At 70.3% G+C, this 19,244-nt stretch carries 14 protein-coding genes; 5 read left to right on the forward strand and 9 right to left on the reverse strand.

Annotated features, from left to right (window positions below; genetic code table 11):
* Positions 1-94: 94 nt before the first annotated feature.
* The 4 genes from rpoC to ACFC3F_RS13855 all read right to left on the reverse strand — a co-directional run bounded on the left by rpoC (position 95) and on the right by ACFC3F_RS13855 (position 10,213).
* Complete coding sequence (rpoC, locus tag ACFC3F_RS13840) at positions 95-3,967, reverse strand: DNA-directed RNA polymerase subunit beta' (RefSeq protein ID WP_376130853.1); 3,873 nt, start codon at positions 3,965-3,967, stop codon at positions 95-97.
* A gap of 65 nt (positions 3,968-4,032) precedes the next feature.
* Positions 4,033-7,530, reverse strand: a complete 3,498-nt coding sequence (gene rpoB / locus ACFC3F_RS13845) for a DNA-directed RNA polymerase subunit beta (RefSeq protein WP_376130856.1) — start codon at positions 7,528-7,530, stop codon at positions 4,033-4,035.
* Between the two features lie 248 nt (positions 7,531-7,778).
* Positions 7,779-9,464: a 5-oxoprolinase/urea amidolyase family protein gene (locus ACFC3F_RS13850; RefSeq protein ID WP_376130859.1), complete on the reverse strand. Its 1,686-nt coding sequence runs from the start codon at positions 9,462-9,464 to the stop codon at positions 7,779-7,781.
* The gene (locus tag ACFC3F_RS13855; RefSeq protein WP_376130862.1) at positions 9,458-10,213 is read right to left on the reverse strand and encodes a LamB/YcsF family protein; all 756 of its coding nucleotides are present in this window, start codon (positions 10,211-10,213) and stop codon (positions 9,458-9,460) included. The genes ACFC3F_RS13850 and ACFC3F_RS13855 overlap by 7 nt, the downstream gene beginning before the upstream one ends.
* Positions 10,214-10,424: 211 nt before the next feature.
* On the opposite strand from ACFC3F_RS13855, the gene ACFC3F_RS13860 reads away from it, so the two are divergent.
* The 3 genes from ACFC3F_RS13860 to ACFC3F_RS13870 all read left to right on the forward strand — a co-directional run bounded on the left by ACFC3F_RS13860 (position 10,425) and on the right by ACFC3F_RS13870 (position 12,425).
* Positions 10,425-11,291 carry a spermidine synthase gene (locus ACFC3F_RS13860; protein WP_376130865.1) on the forward strand — a complete coding sequence of 289 codons (867 nt, stop codon included), beginning with the start codon at positions 10,425-10,427 and terminating at the stop codon, positions 11,289-11,291.
* A gap of 91 nt (positions 11,292-11,382) precedes the next feature.
* Entirely contained in the window at positions 11,383-11,907 is a 525-nt protein-coding gene (locus ACFC3F_RS13865) for a hypothetical protein (RefSeq protein ID WP_376130867.1), read from the forward strand.
* 29 nt (positions 11,908-11,936) lie between these two features.
* A complete protein-coding gene (locus tag ACFC3F_RS13870) occupies positions 11,937-12,425 on the forward strand; it encodes a SprT-like domain-containing protein (RefSeq protein ID WP_376130870.1) in 489 nt (162 codons plus the stop codon).
* A gap of 4 nt (positions 12,426-12,429) precedes the next feature.
* Here ACFC3F_RS13870 and ACFC3F_RS13875 read toward each other — a convergent pair whose 3' ends face one another.
* Positions 12,430-13,338 (reverse strand): 2-phosphosulfolactate phosphatase, encoded by a 909-nt coding sequence (locus tag ACFC3F_RS13875; protein WP_376130873.1) that lies wholly within the window; start codon positions 13,336-13,338, stop codon positions 12,430-12,432.
* A 33-nt stretch (positions 13,339-13,371) separates the two neighbouring features.
* Here ACFC3F_RS13875 and ACFC3F_RS13880 point away from each other — a divergent pair, with 33 nt between their 5' ends.
* Positions 13,372-13,869 (forward strand): hypothetical protein, encoded by a 498-nt coding sequence (locus ACFC3F_RS13880; protein ID WP_376130876.1) that lies wholly within the window; start codon positions 13,372-13,374, stop codon positions 13,867-13,869.
* Positions 13,870-14,227: 358 nt separating this feature from the next.
* Here the strand turns inward: ACFC3F_RS13880 and ACFC3F_RS13885 are convergent, their stop codons facing one another.
* Together ACFC3F_RS13885 and ACFC3F_RS13890 are read right to left on the reverse strand one after the other, a co-directional pair.
* Complete coding sequence (locus tag ACFC3F_RS13885) at positions 14,228-15,697, reverse strand: FtsX-like permease family protein (protein ID WP_376130878.1); 1,470 nt, start codon at positions 15,695-15,697, stop codon at positions 14,228-14,230.
* Positions 15,694-16,467 carry an ABC transporter ATP-binding protein gene (locus ACFC3F_RS13890; RefSeq protein ID WP_376130881.1) on the reverse strand — a complete coding sequence of 258 codons (774 nt, stop codon included), beginning with the start codon at positions 16,465-16,467 and terminating at the stop codon, positions 15,694-15,696. Before ACFC3F_RS13890 ends, ACFC3F_RS13885 begins: the two co-directional genes overlap by 4 nt.
* A 134-nt stretch (positions 16,468-16,601) precedes the next feature.
* On the opposite strand from ACFC3F_RS13890, the gene ACFC3F_RS13895 reads away from it, so the two are divergent.
* Complete coding sequence (locus ACFC3F_RS13895) at positions 16,602-17,291, forward strand: hemerythrin domain-containing protein (protein ID WP_376130884.1); 690 nt, start codon at positions 16,602-16,604, stop codon at positions 17,289-17,291.
* 26 nt (positions 17,292-17,317) lie between these two features.
* On the opposite strand, the gene ACFC3F_RS13900 is transcribed toward ACFC3F_RS13895, so the two are convergent.
* Together ACFC3F_RS13900 and ACFC3F_RS13905 are read right to left on the reverse strand one after the other, a co-directional pair.
* Positions 17,318-17,956, reverse strand: coding sequence for a response regulator (locus ACFC3F_RS13900; RefSeq protein WP_376130886.1), 639 nt, complete (start codon positions 17,954-17,956; stop codon positions 17,318-17,320).
* Entirely contained in the window at positions 17,953-19,125 is a 1,173-nt protein-coding gene (locus ACFC3F_RS13905) for a sensor histidine kinase (RefSeq protein ID WP_376130889.1), read from the reverse strand. The genes ACFC3F_RS13900 and ACFC3F_RS13905 overlap by 4 nt, the downstream gene beginning before the upstream one ends.
* Positions 19,126-19,244: the final 119 nt, after the last annotated feature.

Below are 19,244 nucleotides of genomic sequence, written 5' to 3' on the forward strand. Positions count from 1 at the left end.
ATCTCAGGAGATCTCGATACGCCCGCTGCGCGGGCTCCTCGATCTAGACCCGGGTCGCCTCAACGCTGCTTCGCAGCATTGACCCGAACCGCGTCTAGTTGTACGAGGTGAAGTCGCCGTCCGTCGAGAAGCTGTCGAAATCGACGTAGCTCAGGTCGGCGTCCGAGAACGCACCGTCCGAGGCGAAGATGCGGTTGGGGTACCGCTCGCTCTTGGCCTCTTCCGTCGCCTCGACCGTGACGTTGCGGTACTTCGCAAGGCCCGTGCCGGCGGGGATGAGCTTTCCGATGATGACGTTCTCCTTGAGGCCGACGAGCGGGTCGCTCTTGCCCTCCATGGCCGCCTGCGTCAGGACGCGGGTGGTCTCCTGGAACGATGCCGCCGACAGCCACGACTCGGTCGCGAGCGACGCCTTCGTGATACCCATCAGCTCGGGACGACCCGACGCGGGGCGCTTGCCCTCTGCCACCGTCTCGCGGTTGATCCGCTGGTACTTCTTGAAGTCCACCAGCTCACCCGGGAGCAGGGTCGTGTCGGCGTGGTCGACGACGGTGACCTTGCGCAGCATCTGGCGCACGATGACCTCGATGTGCTTGTCGTGGATCGGCACACCCTGCGAGCGGTACACGCCCTGCACGCCGTTCACGAGGTACTTCTGCACCTCGCGGGCGCCCATGACGCGCATGACCTCCTTGGGGTCGAGCGTTCCGACCTGCATCTGCTGGCCGACCGTGACACGCTGGCCGTCCTCGACCAGCAGCGTCGCGCGCTTGAGCACGGGGTAGACGTGCGGCTCGTCGCCCGAGTCGGGCGTCAGGATGATCTTCTTCGACTTCTCGGTCTCGTCGATCGTGATGCGACCGTCGGACTCCGCGATCGGCGACGCGCCCTTGGGGGTACGCGCCTCGAAGAGCTCCTGCACACGGGGAAGACCCTGCGTGATGTCGTCGGCCGAAGCCGAACCGCCGGTGTGGAACGTACGCATCGTGAGCTGCGTTCCGGGCTCACCGATCGACTGGGCGGCGATGATGCCGACCGCCTCGCCGATGTCGACGATCTTGCCTGTCGCGAGCGAACGGCCGTAGCACTGCGCGCAGACGCCGACAGCCGAGTCGCACGTGAGCACGGAGCGGACCTTGATGGTCTCGACGCCGGCCTCGACGAGCGTGTTGATGAGCACGTCGCCCACGTCGTCACCCGCGGCGGCGAGCACCTCGCCCGAAGGCGATGTGACCTGCTCGGCGAGGGTCCGCGCGAACACCGAGTTCTCGACGTTGGCGTCCTTGATGAGCGCACCGTCGGTGCCGGGCGCCGCGATCGTGAACTCGAGGCCCTTGGTCGTGCCGCAGTCCTCCTCGCGGATGATGACATCCTGCGAGACGTCGACCAGACGACGCGTGAGGTAACCCGAGTCGGCCGTGCGAAGGGCCGTGTCGGCCAGTCCCTTGCGGGCACCGTGCGTCGCGATGAAGTACTCCGCGACCGACAGCCCCTCGCGGTACGAGGAGATGATCGGGCGAGGGATGATCTCACCCTTCGGGTTGTTCACGAGACCGCGCATACCCGCGATGTTGCGGATCTGCAGCCAGTTACCACGGGCGCCCGAGGACACCATGCGGTTGATCGTGTTGTCGGCGGGGAAGTTGTCCCGCATCGCCTTCTGGACCTCGTCGGTCGCCTCGGTCCAGATCTTGATGAGCTCCTGACGACGCTCGGCGTCGGTCGTGAGGCCCTTCTCGAACTGCGCCTGCACCTTGGCGGCCTGCTTCTCGTAGCCCGCCACGATCTCGCCCTTGTTGGGCGGCGTGAGGACATCCGAGAGCGCGACGGTGACACCCGAACGCGTGGCCCAGTAGAAGCCGGCGTCCTTGATCCTGTCGAGCGATGCCGCGACCTCGACCTTGGGGTACTCCTCGGCGAGCTTGTTGACGATCTGCGACAGCTTGCCCTTGTCGGCCTGCTCGCGCACGAACGGGTAGCCCTTGGGCAGCGTGTCGTTGAAGATCGCCTGTCCGAGCGAGGCGTCCACGAGACCGTGGCGCTCGTAGCCCTCGGGGGCGTCGCCCTCGAGGAACGACAGGCCGGGGATGCGGATGCGCACCTTGGCCTGCAGGTCGAGCGTGCCTTCGTCCCGCGCGAGGATCGCCTCGCTGACCGAGCCGAACACACGACCTTCGCCCTGGGCACCCTCGTTGACCGTGGTCAGGTGGTGGAGGCCGATGATCATGTCCTGCGAGGGCAGGGTCACCGGGCGGCCGTCCGACGGCTTCAGGATGTTGTTCGACGCGAGCATCAGGATGCGCGCTTCGGCCTGGGCCTCGACCGACAGCGGAAGGTGCACGGCCATCTGGTCACCATCGAAGTCGGCATTGAACGCCGCGCAGACGAGCGGGTGCAGCTGGATGGCCTTGCCCTCGACGAGCTGCGGCTCGAACGCCTGGATGCCCAGACGGTGCAGCGTGGGTGCACGGTTGAGCAGCACGGGGCGCTCGCGGATGATCTCCTCGAGCACGTCCCACACCTCGGGACGCGTGCGCTCGACGGCGCGCTTGGCGGCCTTGATGTTCTGCGAGTGGCCGAGGTCGATCAGGCGCTTGATGACGAACGGCTTGAACAGCTCGAGGGCCATCTGCTTGGGCAGACCGCACTGGTGGAGCTTGAGCTGGGGTCCGACGATGATGACCGAACGACCCGAGTAGTCCACGCGCTTGCCGAGCAGGTTCTGACGGAACCGGCCCTGCTTGCCCTTGAGCATGTCGGACAGCGACTTCAGCGCACGGTTGCCGGTGCCCGTGACGGGGCGACCACGGCGGCCGTTGTCGAAGAGTGCGTCGACCGCTTCCTGCAGCATCCGTTTCTCGTTGTTGACGATGATCTCGGGAGCACCGAGGTCGATCAGCCGGCGAAGACGGTTGTTGCGGTTGATGACGCGACGGTACAGGTCGTTGAGGTCGGAGGTCGCGAAGCGGCCACCGTCGAGCTGGACCATGGGGCGCAGCTCCGGCGGGATCACCGGAACGACGTCGAGCACCATCGAGGCGGGCGACATGCCCGTCTGCAGGAACGAGTTGACGACCTTCAGGCGCTTGATCGCGCGGATCTTGCGCTGACCCTTGCCCTCGGAGATCTGCAGGTGGAGGCTGTCCGCCTCAGCCTGCAGATCGAAGGCCTGCAGACGACGCTGGATCGACTCCGCGCCCATGTAGGCCTCGAAGTACTGGCCGAAGCGGTCCTGCAGTTCGTGGAAGATCTCGTCCTCGCCCTTGAGCGAGCCGACATCGAGGGTGCGGAAGTCCTCCCACACGCGCTCGAGCTTGGCGATCTGCTCGTCGGCGCCCTTGCGGGTCTGAGCCATCTCCTTCTCGGCGGCGTCCTTGACCTTCTTCTTCTGGTCGGCCTTGGCGCCCTCTTCCTCGAGCGCCGCGAGCTCTTCCTCCAGCTGCTGGAGGCGGGCTGCGACCTTGGCGTCACGGCGGTCGCCGAGCGTCTTGATCTCGAGACGGATGTTGTTCTCCTGCGTCGCGAGGTCGCGGTGACGCGCCTCTTCGTCGACGGAGATCACCATGTAGGCGGCGAAGTAGATGACCTTCTCGAGGTCCTTCGGCGCCATGTCCAGCAGGTAGCCCAGACGCGAAGGCACGCCCTTGAAGTACCAGATGTGCGTGACGGGCGCGGCGAGCTCGATGTGGCCCATGCGCTCGCGGCGGACCGAGGACTTGGTGACCTCGACGCCGCAGCGCTCGCAGACGATGCCCTTGAAGCGGACGCGCTTGTACTTGCCGCAGGCGCACTCCCAGTCGCGGGAGGGTCCGAAGATCTGCTCGCCGAAGAGGCCGTCCTTCTCGGGCTTGAGCGTGCGGTAGTTGATGGTCTCGGGCTTCTTGACCTCGCCGTACGACCAACGACGGATGTCGTCGGCGGTGGCGAGACCGATGCGAAGCTCATCGAAAGTTGTTGATTCGAGCACTAGTCTCAGTTCTCCTGTGTCGGAATTCTTAGTGAGTCAGTCGTTGATCTGAGCTTGCCGAAGCGTCAGATCTCGTCGATCGAGGATGACTCGAAGCGGCTGGAGATGTTGATACCCAGTTCCTCTGCCGCGCGGAACGCGTCGTCGTCCGTGTCGCGGAGGTTGACCGGCGTGCCGTCGGCCGAGAGCACCTCGACGTTCAGGCAGAGCGACTGCATCTCCTTCATGAGGACCTTGAACGACTCGGGGATGCCGGGCTCCTGGATGTTCTCGCCCTTGACGATCGCCTCGTACACCTTGACGCGGCCGAGGATGTCGTCGGACTTGATCGTGAGGAGCTCCTGCAGCGCGTACGCGGCGCCGTAGGCCTCGAGCGCCCACACCTCCATCTCGCCGAACCGCTGGCCGCCGAACTGGGCCTTACCGCCCAGGGGCTGCTGCGTGATCATCGAGTAGGGGCCCGTCGAACGCGCGTGGATCTTGTCGTCGACCAGGTGGTGCAGCTTCAGGATGTACATGTAGCCGACCGAGATGGGTGCCGGGAACGGCTCGCCGGAGCGGCCGTCGAACAGCCGCGTCTTGCCCGTCGAGTCGATGAGGCGCTCACCGTCGCGCGTGGGGAGGGTCGAGTCGAGAAGACCGGCGATCTCCTCCTCGAACGCACCGTCGAACACGGGGGTCGCGACCTTCGTGCCGGGGGCGGCCTCACGAGCGGTGTCGGGCAGGCCCATGGCCCACTCCGGCGTGCCTTCGACCTTCCAGCCCTGCTGGGCGATCCAGCCGAGGTGCAGCTCGAGGACCTGGCCGAAGTTCATTCGACCGGGGATGCCGAGCGGGTTCAGGACGACCTGGACCGGCGTGCCGTCCGCGAGGAACGGCATGTCCTCGACGGGGAGGATCTTCGCGATGACGCCCTTGTTGCCGTGGCGGCCGGCGAGCTTGTCACCCTCGGTGATCTTGCGCTTCTGGGCGATGTAGACCACGACGCGGCGATTGACGCCCGAGCCGAGCTCGTCGTCGCCGTCCTCGGCGTTGAACTCCTTGACGGCGATGATCGTGCCCTGCTCACCGTGGGGAACCTTCAGCGACGTGTCGCGCACTTCGCGGCTCTTCTCGTTGAAGATCGCGCGGAGCAGGCGCTCCTCGGCCGACAGCTCGGTCTCGCCCTTGGGCGTGACCTTGCCGACGAGGATGTCGCCGGGGCGGACCTCGGCGCCGATGCGGATGATGCCGCGCTCGTCGAGGTCCTTCAGCAGGTCGGGGCTGACGTTGGGGAGGTCACGGGTGATCTCCTCCTTGCCGAGCTTCGTGTCACGGGCATCCACCTCGTACTCCTCGATGTGGATCGAGGAGAGGGTGTCGTCCTTCACGAGCTCCTGGCTGAGGATGATCGCATCCTCGAAGTTGTGGCCTTCCCACATCATGAACGCGACGAGGAGGTTCTTGCCGAGCGCGAGCTCGCCGTTCTCCGTCGCCGGTCCGTCGGCGATGACCTCGCCGACCTCGACGCGGTCGCCGGCCGAGACCACGACGCGCTGGTTGTAGGACGTGCCCTGGTTGGAGCGGTCGAACTTGCGCAGGTAGTAGTCCTGCGTGCCGCCCTCGTCGAGCTGGACCGTGACGACGTCGGCCGAGACCTCGGCGACGACACCGGCCTTGGCTGCCGTGACGACGTCACCGGCGTCGATCGCGGCGTAGCCCTCCATACCGGTGCCCACGACGGGCGAATCCGAACGCAGGAGCGGAACGGCCTGACGCTGCATGTTCGCGCCCATGAGCGCGCGGTTGGCGTCGTCGTGCTCGAGGAACGGGATGAGCGACGTCGCGACCGAGACCATCTGGCGCGGCGAGACGTCCATGTAGCCGATCTCGTCGGCGTGGAAGAGGTCGACCTCGCCGCCCTGACCGCGACGGGCGAGGACGCGCTCGTCGGCGAACGAACCGTCGTCCGCGAGCTCGACTCCAGCCTGCGCGACGATGTAGTCGCTCTCGACCGATGCCGTCAGGTAGTCGATCTGGTCGGTGACCTTGCCGTCGACGACCTTGCGGTACGGGGTCTCGATGAAGCCGAACGCGTTGATGCGCGCGAACGATGCGAGCGAGCCGATGAGACCGATGTTCGGCCCTTCCGGCGTCTCGATCGGGCACATGCGGCCGTAGTGCGAGGGGTGCACGTCACGGACCTCGACGCCGGCGCGCTCACGGCTCAGACCACCGGGGCCGAGCGCCGACAGGCGGCGCTTGTGGGTCAGGCCCGCGAGCGGGTTGTTCTGATCCATGAACTGCGACAGCTGGCTCGTTCCGAAGAACTCCTTGATCGCGGCGACGACGGGACGCACGTTGATGAGCGTCTGCGGCGTGATGGCCTCGATGTCCTGCGTCGTCATGCGCTCGCGCACGACGCGCTCCATACGGGAAAGACCCGTGCGGACCTGGTTCTGGATGAGCTCGCCGACGGCGCGGATGCGACGGTTGCCGAAGTTGTCGATGTCGTCGATGTCGAGGCGGATCTCGGCCGGCTTGCCCTCGCGGACGCCGTCGAAGACGTCGTCGCCGCGGTGCAGGCGCACGAGGTACTTGATCGTCGCGACGATGTCGTCGACGGTGAGCACCGAGTCGCTCAGCGGCGTGTCGAGACCGAGCTTGTGGTTGATCTTGTAGCGACCGACCTTCGCGAGGTCGTAGCGCTTGGGGTTGAAGTAGAAGTTGTCCAGCAGCGCGCGGGCGGCCTCGGCGGCGACCTGCTCGCCCGGACGGAGCTTGCGGTAGATGTCGCGGAGGGCGTCTTCCTTCGAGAGGATCGTGTCCTTCGCGAGGGTCTCCTCGATCGAGTCGAAGCCGGCGAACTCGTTCTGGATGTCCTCCGTCGTCAGGCCCAGGGCCTTGAGGAAGACGGTGACCGACTGCTTGCGCTTGCGGTCGATGCGCACGCCGACCTGGTCGCGCTTGTCGATCTCGAACTCGAGCCACGCACCGCGGCTGGGGATGACGCGCGCCGAGACGATGTCCTTGTCGCTGGTCTTGTCCGGGGTCTTGTCGAAGTAGACGCCGGGCGAGCGCACGAGCTGCGAGACGACGACACGCTCGGTGCCGTTGATGATGAACGTGCCCTTGCCGGTCTGCAGGGGGAAGTCGCCCATGAAGACGGTCTGCGTCTTGATCTCACCGGTCTGGTGGTTCATGAACTCGGCTTCGACGTAGAGCGGGGCGGCGTAGGTCTTGCCGCGCTCCTTGCACTCGTCGATCGAGTACTTCTCAGGCTCGAGGTAGGGGTTGGTGAACGAGAGCTGCATCGTCTCGCTCAGGTCCTCGATGGGCGAGATCTCCTCGAAGATCTCCTCGAGACCGCTGATCTCGGGGACGTCCGTGCGTCCGATGGCCTTCGCAGCCGCGACGCGTGTCTTCCACGCGTCGTTGCCGACGAGCCAGTCGAAGGACTCCGTCTGCAGCGCGAGGAGGTCGGGGACCTCCAGCGTGTCGGAGACCTTGGCGAACGAGAGGCGTGAAGCGCCGCGTCCGCTCTTGGGGGTGGTGGGGTTGGATGCGTTGCGCGCAGCAGCCAAGGGGAATACCTCCGTGAGCCCGTGGGCCCGTTTCCTTGTCGTCAGGTGGAGTGCTCCGTCCTCCCGAAGCCCGGCGCCACGCGCGCGAGACTCCGATGGAGAGTGACGCGGGGGCACACGGGCACAGCCGACCACCATATGAGGGCAGGGGAACCAGAGCGCAACTACCGACTATACGTCTCAGGACGCGCCGTGTCCAGCCGGATTCTTGACGAGCATCCGAAGCTGCGGTATAAACGCGCGCTGACTCACCCGATCGGGGTGCGCGCATGCCGGAACCGCAGGCGTGTCCCCGGCCGCGCTTGCGCGAGCAGATCCAGCGCGGCATCCGTGGCGACCGCGATGACCGGATACCCGCCCGTCACGGGACCGTCGACGCCGAGCACGACGGGGCGTCCGTCGGGAGGCACCTGCAGTGCGCCGGGCACCATGCCCTCGCTCGGCAGCTCGTCGCGGCGCGCGCGGACCAGTTCGGGTCCCTCGAGCCTGATCCCGACACGGTCGGCCGCGGGCGAGACGGTCCAGACCGCCGCGAAGAGCACATCGAGGGCGGATGCCGCGAACCAGTCGGCGCGCGGACCGGGTGCCAGGTCGATCTCGAGCTCGTCGTCCTGCGGGGCTCCCCAGGGCGCGATGTCGGCGATCGGGATGGGACGGGCGGGAGCGGGGCCGATCGGGATCACGTCGCCCGCGGCGAGCCGGCGCGGGCCCAGTCCCGCCCGGATGTCCGTCGACCGGGATCCGAGCACCGCCGCGGGCTCGCAGCCGCCGCGCACCGCGAGGTAGGCCCGTGTGCCGTGCGCGAAGACGTCGACCTGCAGTTCGCTGCCCGCGGACCAGGCCTGCGCGGTGTACGGGTCGATCGGGCGGCCGTCCAGCGTGAGCGACCCCCAGGCCCCCGCGACGGCGATCCACGCGTCGACCTCGGCGACGGCGCGGAAGCCGCCCATCGTGATCTCGATCGCCGCGGCGCCTTCGTCGTTGCCGACGAGCCGGTTGGCCGTGCGCAGTGCGCCTCGGTCGGCGGCGCCGGACCGCGCGACGCCGAGCGCCGCGTTCCCGGCCCGGCCGAGGTCCTGCACGGTCGCGAGCATCCCCGTCGCCTCGACCCGTACCCCCCGCTGCCCGTGACCGCGAGACTGCAACGGCGCGCCGAGACCGTGGGGTTCACCCGCAGTCTCGACCTGCGTTTGCAGTCTCGCGGTCGATGCGGGGACGGGGACGGGCGCGGGGACGGTCGACGTGGTCGACGCGGGTGCGGGGGCGGGCACGGACACGGCTGCCGCGGCGACCGGAGCCGCGGTAACGGGGCGGAACCGCACGCGCGTGCCGGGGGCGAGCAGGGCCGGGGATGCCGCACCCTCCGCCGCCGTACGCCACAGCAGCGCCGAGGTCGTACCGATGAGCTGCCAGCCGCCGGGCGATTCCCGGGGGTACGCCCCCGTGAACCGGGCGGCGAGGCCCACCGCTCCGGCGGGCACGCGCGTGCGGGGCGTGGCCCGTCGGGGCACGTCGAACGGCCAAGCGTCGCTCACCAGATAGCCGAACCCCGGCGCGAACCCCGTGAACGCGACCGACCACTCGGCGCTCGCGTGGCGGCGCACGAGCTCATCAGCCGTCATACCGAGGAGCTCCGCCGTCTCGGACAGGTCGGCGCCGTCGTAGACGACCTCGAGGTCGACGGCGGAACCCTCGCCGCGCGGCGGGCCGGCGGCCCCGGCATCCGCGCCCAGCGCCCACGCCCGCGCGGCCGCCGGCGTCAGTCGCGCGGGATCGACGACGACCAGCACCGTCCGCGCGGCCGGCACGAGCTCGACGACCCCTTCGGGGCGGGATGCCGCGAGCCGGCCGTGCAGCGCCAGCACATCGTCGATCGAATCGGTCTCGAGGAGCAGGGCCCGCTCGCCCATCGGCCGCACGCGCACGGTCACCACGGCGATCGCACCTCAACCCCCTCGGCGTCCAGCGCCGCGCGCACGCGCCGGGCGATCGCCACGGCGCCGGGCGAATCGCCGTGCACGCAGAGGGATGCGGCATCCGGTCTGACGAGCCCGCCGTCGACGGCGACGAGGACCCCCTCGACGGCGAGGCGAACGGCGCGATCGGCGATCTCGGCGGGATCGTGCAGCACGTCGCCGGGCGCCCCACGCGCGACGAGGCCGCCCGTCGCGCGGTATCCGCGGTCGAGGAACGCCTCGCGCACGAACGGGATGCCGCGCTGCTCGGCGTTGAAGGCGATCTCGCCGTCGAGTCCGAGGATCGGGATGCCGCGCCCCAATCGCGCCGACAGATCCGCGACAGCATCCACGACGAGGGCTGCTTCGACCGGGTCGCGCGACACGGAGTGGTAGAGCGCGCCGTGCGGCTTGACGTAGCGGACGTCGGCTCCCGCCGAGACGAGCGCGTCCAGCTGGCGGGCGATCGCGTCGGCGAGGTCGCCCGGGTTGATCGCGATGCGCGTGCGACCGAATCCGGCGCGGTCCGGGTAGGACGGATGCGCGCCCACGGCGACGCCGTACCGCGCCGACCGCTCGACGGCCGCGCGCAGCGACGCGGCGTCTCCCGCATGTCCGCCGCACGCGATGTTCGCGCTCGAGATGAGGGCGAACATCGCCTCGTCGTCGGCCGTCGGCACGCCGTCGATCGTCTCGCCCAGATCGGCGTTGAGATCGATCGCCACCATGCGTCCCACGGTAGCCGCGTCGCGCGCGCCCGGCTCCGCTCCGCCGCGCCTCCCCCCGTTGACCCGCCCCCTTCGTTGACTTGCGCCCCGTGTCGATGACACGCCGGCGTGTCGCTGCACGGGGCGCAAGTCAACAAAGCGAGGGAGGGCGCGGAGCGCGGAACAAGAGGGCGGCCCGGCGGCGGCGTGTCCCGCCCAGTACGGTGGGGTCATGGCACGGGCGCGGCTGGAACCCGACGAGGCGCCTCGCGCCCGTCTCTCGGACGGCACGATCGCCCGCGTCGTTCCCGCGCGCTTCGCCGGCGGTCTCGAGCTCATCGTCGACGGCACGCCGCAGTCCCACGTCGACCTCGACGATCCGACTCACCTCCACTTCGAGTACGTCGCGCGCATGGGCGCCGTCATCGACCAGCTGCGGATGCCGCGCCAGCCGCTCACCGCCGTGCACCTCGGCGCGGGGGCGCTCACGCTCCCGCGTTACATCGAGGCGACGCGGCGCGGGTCGCGCCAGCAGGTCATCGAGCTCGAACCTGCCCTCTGGGACCTCGTGCGCGAGCACATGCCGCTCCCCCGCCCAGCGCCGATCCGCGTGCGCATCGGCGACGCCCGCGCAGGACTCGGGCGCCTGCCCGCCGCGCTCACCGGCAACGTCGATCTGCTCGTTTCCGACGTCTACTCGGGGGCGCAGACCCCCGCGCACCTCACGACCGTCGAGTTCTACCGCGAAGCGGCGGCGCTGCTCGCTCCCGACGGCGTCCTGCTGGTCAATGTCGCCGACGGCGCGGGGCTCGCCTTCGCCCGGCGTCAGGTCGCGACCGTGCGCGACGTGCTCGAACACGTCGCCGTGCTGGCCGAGGTGCAGACGCTGAAGGGCCGGCGCTTCGGCAACCTGGTCGTGGCGGCGTCGGCGACGCCCCTTCCCACCGAGTGGCTGCCGCGCCTCATGGCAGCCGGCCCGCACCCCGCCAAGGTGGCGCAGGGCGCCGAGATCGACGAGTTCGTGCGCGGAGCGGCGATCGTGACGGATGCCGCCGCCTCGCCGTCGCCGAAGCCCGCGGCATCCGTTTTCGATCGCTGACGAGGCACCGGATGCTGCACCCCGGCGTGCCGGGCCGACGACCGCGCGGTGCCGGGGCAGACTAGGGGCATCGTGCGCGGAGGGAGTCGTCGTGAGCTATATCAAGGGTTACGACCCGGAGACTCTGCGGGAGATCGTCGATCCGCACGAGTGCGCCGAGCGTCTCGACGAGATCGGCGAGCAGCGCAGTCTGCCGGCACTCCTCGAGCGCGTGTGGCTGCTCAAGGTGCTGGGCCGCACCGAGGATTCGCTCGTGCTGTCGGAGCAGTCCGTGCGCGTGGCGCGCATGGCGGGCACGCGCAAGGACCTGCTGCGGGCGCGCATCCTGCACGCATCCGTCGTGCAGGTGCGGGGGGCGTATGCCGCCGCCGAGCAGGAACTGACGATGTGCGCCGACGAGGCCGAGGGCCAGGGTTGGTCGAGCATCGCAGCATTCGCCTATCAGCACCGCGGACGGACGAACTACGAGGCGGGCGATTTCGAGGCCGCGCGCGTCGATTTCAAGCGCGCGCTGTTCCTGCGCCAGGAGTCCGGTGCGACCGACGCGCAGCTCGAGTCGGCGCTGCTGGCCGTCGACGCCGCTGACCGACGCCGTGCGGCCGCCCTCACCGGGTGAGTGTCGTAGGTCTGTTCTAACGTTTCGGCATGTCGGAACTGCATCGCGTGAGGCGATGGGCCGAGGCGCTCATCGTGACCCATCTGGATTCGTCGTGGACGTTCGCGTTCGATAACGCCAAGCGCCGAGCGGGCCTGTGCGACTACCGCCGCAAACGGATCAGCATGTCGCGCTACCTCACCGCCCGCTACGACGATGACGACAATCATCAGACCCTGCTGCACGAGGTCGCCCACGCGTTGGCCGGTCCGGCGGCGGGGCACGGGCGCGAGTGGCTGCGCGTCGCCCGCGACCTCGGCTATGTCGGGGGCACGACGCATCGCGGTGAGACGGCGACCGATCTCGCTCCGTGGGTCGGCCGTTGCCCTGCCGGCCATCTCGCCTACCGGCACCGTCGTCCCGCGAGAGCGATGTCGTGCGCGACGTGCGCGCCGCGTTTCGACGAGCGCAACCTCTTCTCGTGGACGCGTCGCGAGATCACGGCGGCGGCGCGCCTCGCCGCCATGACGCCGCGCTGAGCGTTCAGGCCGCGATGAAGACGCCGTCGACCAGGGTCGGCACGACGGAGACGACATCGACCGCCGCGGCGTCGAGCACGACGTCGCGCGCGCCGCCGTCGAGCAGGGCCTGACCCGATCCGCTCGCCGTGAGCAGGTGACGGGTGGCTCGGCGCAATCCGTGAAACCCCTCGGCCGCGACGGCCGCCTCGGGTGAGGTGTGGTCGATGCCGAGCTTCGTGAGCGCGTCGATGACGGCTCCGGCACCGAGCAGGTCCTCGACGGCGAAGCGCGGTGCGCCGTCTCGGTCACGCTGGCCCACCGCGACGACGGCGATGCTCGTGCGGCCCGCGCGACGGGTCTGCTCGTCGAGCACGGCGCGCGCCGTGGCTGAGGCGTTGCGCAGGCATCCGAGCAGCACGACGGCTCCCACTCGGGCAGCGGCCCGCAAGACCGCCGTCGCTTCGTCGTCGCTCGCGGCGTCGGGATCGGATGCGGCGCCGCCGGCGTCGGACGCGGTGCCGTCGACGTCGGACGCGGTGCCGGAACCGGACGCGGCGCCATCGGGGCGGGACGCGGTGCCAAGGGAACCGGACGCGGTGCCGAGGCAACCGGAAACGGTGCCACCGTCGTCGCTCGCGGCGCCGGAACCGGACGCAGCGCCATCGGGACGGGACGCGGTGCCGACGGAACCGGACGCAACGGCATCGGGGCGGGACGCGGTGCCGTCCGGGGACCCGGCCTCGGCCGCAACCGCCCCGGCACCCGCCGCGATGCCATCGCCGGCGGCCGCCGCGAGTTCGTTCGTCACGCGCGTCGACAGCCCGAGCACATCGACGACCACGACGACATCGGCGGGTGCGAGACGGGCGAGACCCTCCACGCCCCACTCGAGCCGGACTTGGTAGCGGTGCTGGTCGAACGGTGACGGCATCCCTCGATGCTAGAGCCGGTGCGACACTGGAGCATGCGCATCCTGCTGAAGCTCGAGATCGATTGCGACCCGGATGCCGCGTGGCGTGCCCTGCACTCACCACGCGCTGTCGCCGAACTCTACGGACCATTCCTCGGACTTGAGCCGATGGCTCCGGGCGGGCTGCCGACGAGCCTGACCCCCGGAGACGACATCCCCGTCGAGCTGACGGCGCTCGGCGGCATCCCGATGGGGCAGCAGCTCATCCACGTGAGCGAGCGCACCGTCGCCGAGCCTGCCGGCCCGGTGCGGATCTTCCGTGACAGCGGCATCCCGCTGACCGGGCCGCTTTCGAGCCTCGACGTGTGGGATCACCAGATGGCGGTCTCGCCGATTCCCGGGCGACCGGACCGCACGCTGTGGCGCGACCGCCTCGTGATCGGCGGCCCGACCGCCGCCGCCCTCTGGCCCGTGCTCTGGGCGACGTGGCAGTGGCGCGGTGCGCGGATCCGCGCCCTCGCCCCCACCTGGGCGCACGACCCCGCCGACTGACCCGGCGCCCCCAACCACCGGCCGCCCCACGCCCACCCATACCGATCCCGTCGAACCCGACGTCGCCGCCGTCCGGTTCGACGCGATTCGTGCGGTTCGCCGCCCGGGCGACCGCGCCCCGCCACCCTGACCCGGCGTCCCCGACCCGGCCCCCCGACCCAGCGCCCCCGACCCGGCGCCCCCGGCCACCAACCACTGGCCGCCCCACGCCCAGCCGTACCGATCCCGCCGACCCCGACGTCGCCGCCGTCCGGTTCGACGCGATTCGTACGGTTCACCGCCCGGGCAACAGGACCACCGGCCGCCCCACGCCAGCACCGCACGGACGGGGCCGCGGGGCGGCATCCGGTCTCGGCGCCTACTCGGCGAGCGCTTCGACGGGGGCGACGCGCGTTGCGATGCGCGTCGGCACGACGGCCGCGACGAGGGTGAGCACCGCCGTCGCGACGACGATCGCGACGATGGGCCACAACGGCACGACGGGCAGCACGAAGGTCGGCGAGAGCCACAGCGGCGGCACGCGCACGGCTCCGAGCAGCGACTGGGCCCCGGCCCAGCCGTAGGCGATGCCGAGCACGAGGCCGAGCGCCGTCGAGGCGATCGTGATGTGCGCGGCCTCGAGCAGCACCATGCGCCGCACCTGGCCGTTGGAGACCCCGAGCGAGCGCAGCAGCCCCAGCTCGCGACGCCGCTGCACGACGCCGAGCGTGAGCAGATTGACCAGTCCGACGGCAGCGATGACCGCGGACACGGCGACCAGGCCCATCATGACCGCCGAGAACAGGTCGATCACGAGGGCGAACTCGGGATCGGGGATGCCGCCCCCCGAGGCGGTGACGACCGCTTTGGCCGTTTCCAGCGCGACGGCGAACATCGTCACGAGTGTGACTCCCATGACGACGCCGATCGCCATGCGGCTCGAACGTTCCGGGTGGCGCAGAGCGTTCTCGGCGGCGAGGCGTGCCGTCGCCGAGCGGCCGAAGGCGCGTCCGACGAGCCGCAGCACGGGCGGCATCACGACCGTCGCCCCGAGGGCGAGTCCGGTGAACGAGAGCACTCCGCCCGCGAAAGCGACGATGACGCCGAGGGGCGAGACGAGCCCCGCGAGGATTCCAACCGCGAGCAGCGCCGCGCCGATGCTCAGCAGCACGACGGCCACGACGTTGCGCCGCGTGCGACTGGCCACGTCGGCGTGCGAGACCTCGACCGAGCTGCCGAGCGCCTGCAGCGGCGTGACCGCCAGGACGCGGCGCGATCCCACCCACGCCGACGCCCATGTCGTGAGCACGACGATCACGGCCGGCGCCAGCAGGTCGGGGCGCACGAGTGTGAAGTCGAGTCCCTTCAGTCCGAGCGCGGTCTCGGCCAGGAGCACGCCGGCCGCCGACAGACCGGTTCCCAGCACCAGCCCGATGAGGGCTCCGACGGCGCCGACGACGAGGCCATGACGCGCGACCTCGGCGCGCTGCGAGCGGGCCGAGGCGCCGATGAGACGCAGGAGCGCGATGCGCCTCGTGCGTCCGGCGATGACGGTCGCGAACGTGTTCGCCGTCACGATCGAGGCGACATAGACGGCGAGACCGAGCAGCAGCCCCGTGAGGATGGAGACGACGATCGCGAGCGTCTCGCTGTCGCCGATGTACGGGTCGGCCCGCAGCATCGCGCCGATGAAGGTCGTCGCCGTGAGCAGCACGACACCGAAGGCGGTGGAGATCCCCGCCACGAGGATGCTGGCACCCATGCCCCGCTCACGCAGGTACCCGAGAGGCGCCGCGCGGGTCGCTGCGACCTCGGGGCGCGGCATCCGATCGATCGCCGTGGCGCTCACGACGAGACCTCGGCGCCGAGCTCGGTCGCGAGCATGTACGCGGCGATCTCTTCGGCGCTCTGGCGGGGCTTGTCGGCGACGATGCGGCCGTCGCCGAGGAACAGCACCCGATCGGCGTGGCTCGCCGCGACCGGGTCGTGCGTGACCATCGCGATCGACTGACCGTGCTCGCGCGTCGCGGCGGCGAGCAGGCGCAGCACGTCCCGTCCGCTGCGCGAGTCGAGATTCCCGGTCGGCTCGTCGGCGAAGACGAGGTCGGGCGCCGTCGCGAGTGCCCGGGCGATCGCGACGCGCTGCTGCTGGCCGCCGGACAGCTCGTGCGGGCGGTGACGCAGCCTGGCGGCGAGACCGAGAGAGTCGACGAGCCCGTCGATGCGCGTGCGTTCGAGCACCGTCGGGCGCCGGCCGTCCAGGTCGAACGGCAGCATGATGTTGGCCAGGGCGTCGAGGGTCGGCACGAGGTTGAAGGACTGGAAGACGAAGCCGACGCGGCGGCGGCGCAGGATCGTCAGTTCGAGGTCGGACAGACCCGTGATGTCGGTGTCGCCGATCCAGGCCCGACCGCTCGTGGGCGCGTCGAGGCCGGCCATGATGTGCATGAGCGTGGATTTGCCCGAGCCGGACGGGCCCATGATCGCGGTGAACTCGCCGCGGCGGATGCCGACGCTGACGCCGTCCAATGCGCGGACGGTGCCGGCCCCGGTGCCGTAGGTCTTCGTGAGGTGCTGCACCCGGGCGGCGAGCCCGAGATCGGTCGATGTCAGTTCCATGCTTCGACGGTACGAACCGGGCGAGGTCCACCGCGTCGGTCTGTCGGGGCATCCGTCTACATCTCGAGGATGATCCTCTTCCGCGCGACGCCGGCTGGTCGTAGTCTCTGCTTCGTCAGCGCGAAGGAGCGATCATGGCCGCGACACCCCTCCCCTCCAGCGGAGCCGTCTCCCCGGAACCGAAGACCTGCGACGCGAGTGGCATGGCCGAGATCCACCGCATGTTCCTGGCAGGCTTCCGCGAAGGGCCGTCGCTCGTGCGCGGGGTGCGGACCGGGAACACGGCGCACGCCGAGGTCGTCGCGACGCAGCTCGACCTTCTCTCGAGTGCTCTGCACGCCCACCACGACGGTGAGGACGAGAGGCTGTGGGGTGCTCTCGTCGAGCGCTCCCCCGCCTGCACCGTCCACGTGGAACGTATGAAGCAGCATCACGCCGCGATGCTCGCCGAGCTGACGGCGATGGATGCTGCGCTGCCCGCGTGGCGCGCCTCCGCGACCTCCGCCACGGCCGCACCGCTGCTCGCGGCGCTCGACGGGATCAACGGGGCTCTGGCGATCCATCTGCCCGACGAGGAGCAGAACATCGTGCCCGTCATGGAGCGCACCATCACCCAGAAGGAGGTCGAGTGGTTCTCGGAGCACGGGCGCGCCTCGACGCCGAAGGGGCAGACGTGGAACGCGCTCGGCGCGATCGTCTCATCGCAGCCCGACGGCGGCGATGCATGGCTGCGCAAGAACCTGCCGGCCCCGGTGCGGGTGATGTGGCGGTGGGTGGGCAAGCCCCGCTACGAGCGCACGCGCGCGGCGCTCGAGGGGCGCTGACGCGCGCCCTCCCACAGGGGCGCGTGTCAGGTGAGCCCGTGCTCGAAAGCGAAGACGACGAGCTGCACGCGGTCGCGCAGGCCCAGCTTCGTGAGGATGCGGCTGATGTGCGTCTTGACCGTCGCTTCGGAGAGGTATTCGCGCCCGGCGATCTCGGCGTTGGACAGTCCGCGCGCCGCGAGCGCGAAGATCTCACGCTCGCGCTCGGTGAGCGTCTCGAACTCGGCAGGGACGCTCACTGCCTTCGGCTGCGAGAAATGCGCGAAGAGGTCGCGGGTGGCGGATGCCGCGATGACAGCCGATCCGGCGTGCACGGTGCGGATCGCGGCGAGGAGGAACTCCGGCTCGGCGTCCTTCAGCAGGAAGCCGCTGGCCCCCTGCCGGATCGCGCGCGCCGCGGCCTCGTCGAGGTCGAACGTCGTGAGCATGACGATGCGCGGCGGGTCCGGATCGGCGAGCAGCTCGGCGGTCGCCGTGAGACCGTCCATGACGGGCATGCGGATGTCCATGAGCACGACATCGGGGCGGGTCGCCCGCACGACGTCGATGGCTTCGCGCCCGTCGGATGCTTCGCCCACGACCTCGAGGTCGGCCTGCGATGCCACCAGCATCCGGATGCCGGCGCGGAACAGCGCCTGGTCATCCACGAGCACGACACGGATCATCGGGAACCCTCCTGACGGATCGGCAAGGTGGCGGTCACGACGAATTCGGCCCCGTGCGGCGCAGCGTCGAACCGCCCGCCGATGAGGTGCGCACGCTCCCCCATGCCGATGAGCCCGTGGCCGGTCCCGGCGGGTCGATCCCCCGGCTTCAGCGGGTTGCGCACGGCGAGGTCGACGCGGTCGGGATGCCACGCGAGCCCGACCGAGACCACCCCGGCGCCATGCCGCAGCGCGTTCGTGAGCGCCTCCTGCAGGATGCGGTACACCGCGAGCTGCACGGCGGCCGGCGGCTCGCCCGGCGGCACGGGATCGACGGCGACGCGCAGCTCGACCCCCGCCGCACGCACCTGCGCGTACAGCTGCTCCAGGTCCGCGAGGGTGGGCTGCGGGCCGACGCTCTGGCTGTGACGCAGCTGTGTGAGCAGCATCCGCACGTCGGACAGTGCGGAGCGCGCCGTCGTCGAGATCGTGCCGAGCGCGGTCGTCGCGGCGGAGGGGTCGGCGGCCGCGGCGTAGCGGGCGCCGTCCGCCTGTGCGATGACGACGGCGAGCGAGTGCGCGACGACGTCGTGCATGTCGCGTGCGATGCGGACGCGCTCCTGCTCGACCACGGCCTCGGCCTCGGCCCGCTTCTGCGCTTCGCGGTTCGCCCGCGCGCGGCGCGCCGAGCGCACGAGCGCTCCGATCGTCCAGGCGAGGCCGAGGGCGAACGCGGCGGCGATGAGGATCGCGAGGGCGAGGGGGATCGCCTGCCACGTGATCGCCCCACCCACGACGAGAGGCCCCGCCAGCAGGTACACCGTGATGACGACCGCACCGACGAACGCGGACGCGAGCCCGATCCAGTACACGCGGTTCGATCCGTACGCGGCCGCGGCGAACAGCACGACGAACACCGCGAGGTCGGCGAAGGTCGGTGGGCGGCCGAGCGCCATCTGGATGACGGCCGCGAGCCAGGCGATCGCGAGGGCGAGGCCCGGAGCGAGCCGGCTCAGCGCGGCGGCGACGGTGAACGGCACGACGAAGGCGAGCGCGCCGAGGACGTCGCCCGAGGGGTACAGCTCTGTGCCGGCCGCCGTGGCGAGCTCGATCGGAAGCGCCACCGCGAAGAAGACCAGCGCCGCCGTCGCGTCGACGACGATCTGGTAGGGCTTCAGGCGACGGAACACGGCTTTCACGCTACGGGAGAGCGCGAGCCGCGGCATCCGTCTGGCGATGTATCCCACGCGACACCCCTCTCCCGTCGACTTGCGCCTTGTGCGCGCGACGCGCCGCGTGTCGCGCGCAC

It is taken from the genome of Microbacterium sp. NPDC055910, assembly GCF_042271185.1.
Taxonomy (GTDB): domain Bacteria; phylum Actinomycetota; class Actinomycetes; order Actinomycetales; family Microbacteriaceae; genus Microbacterium.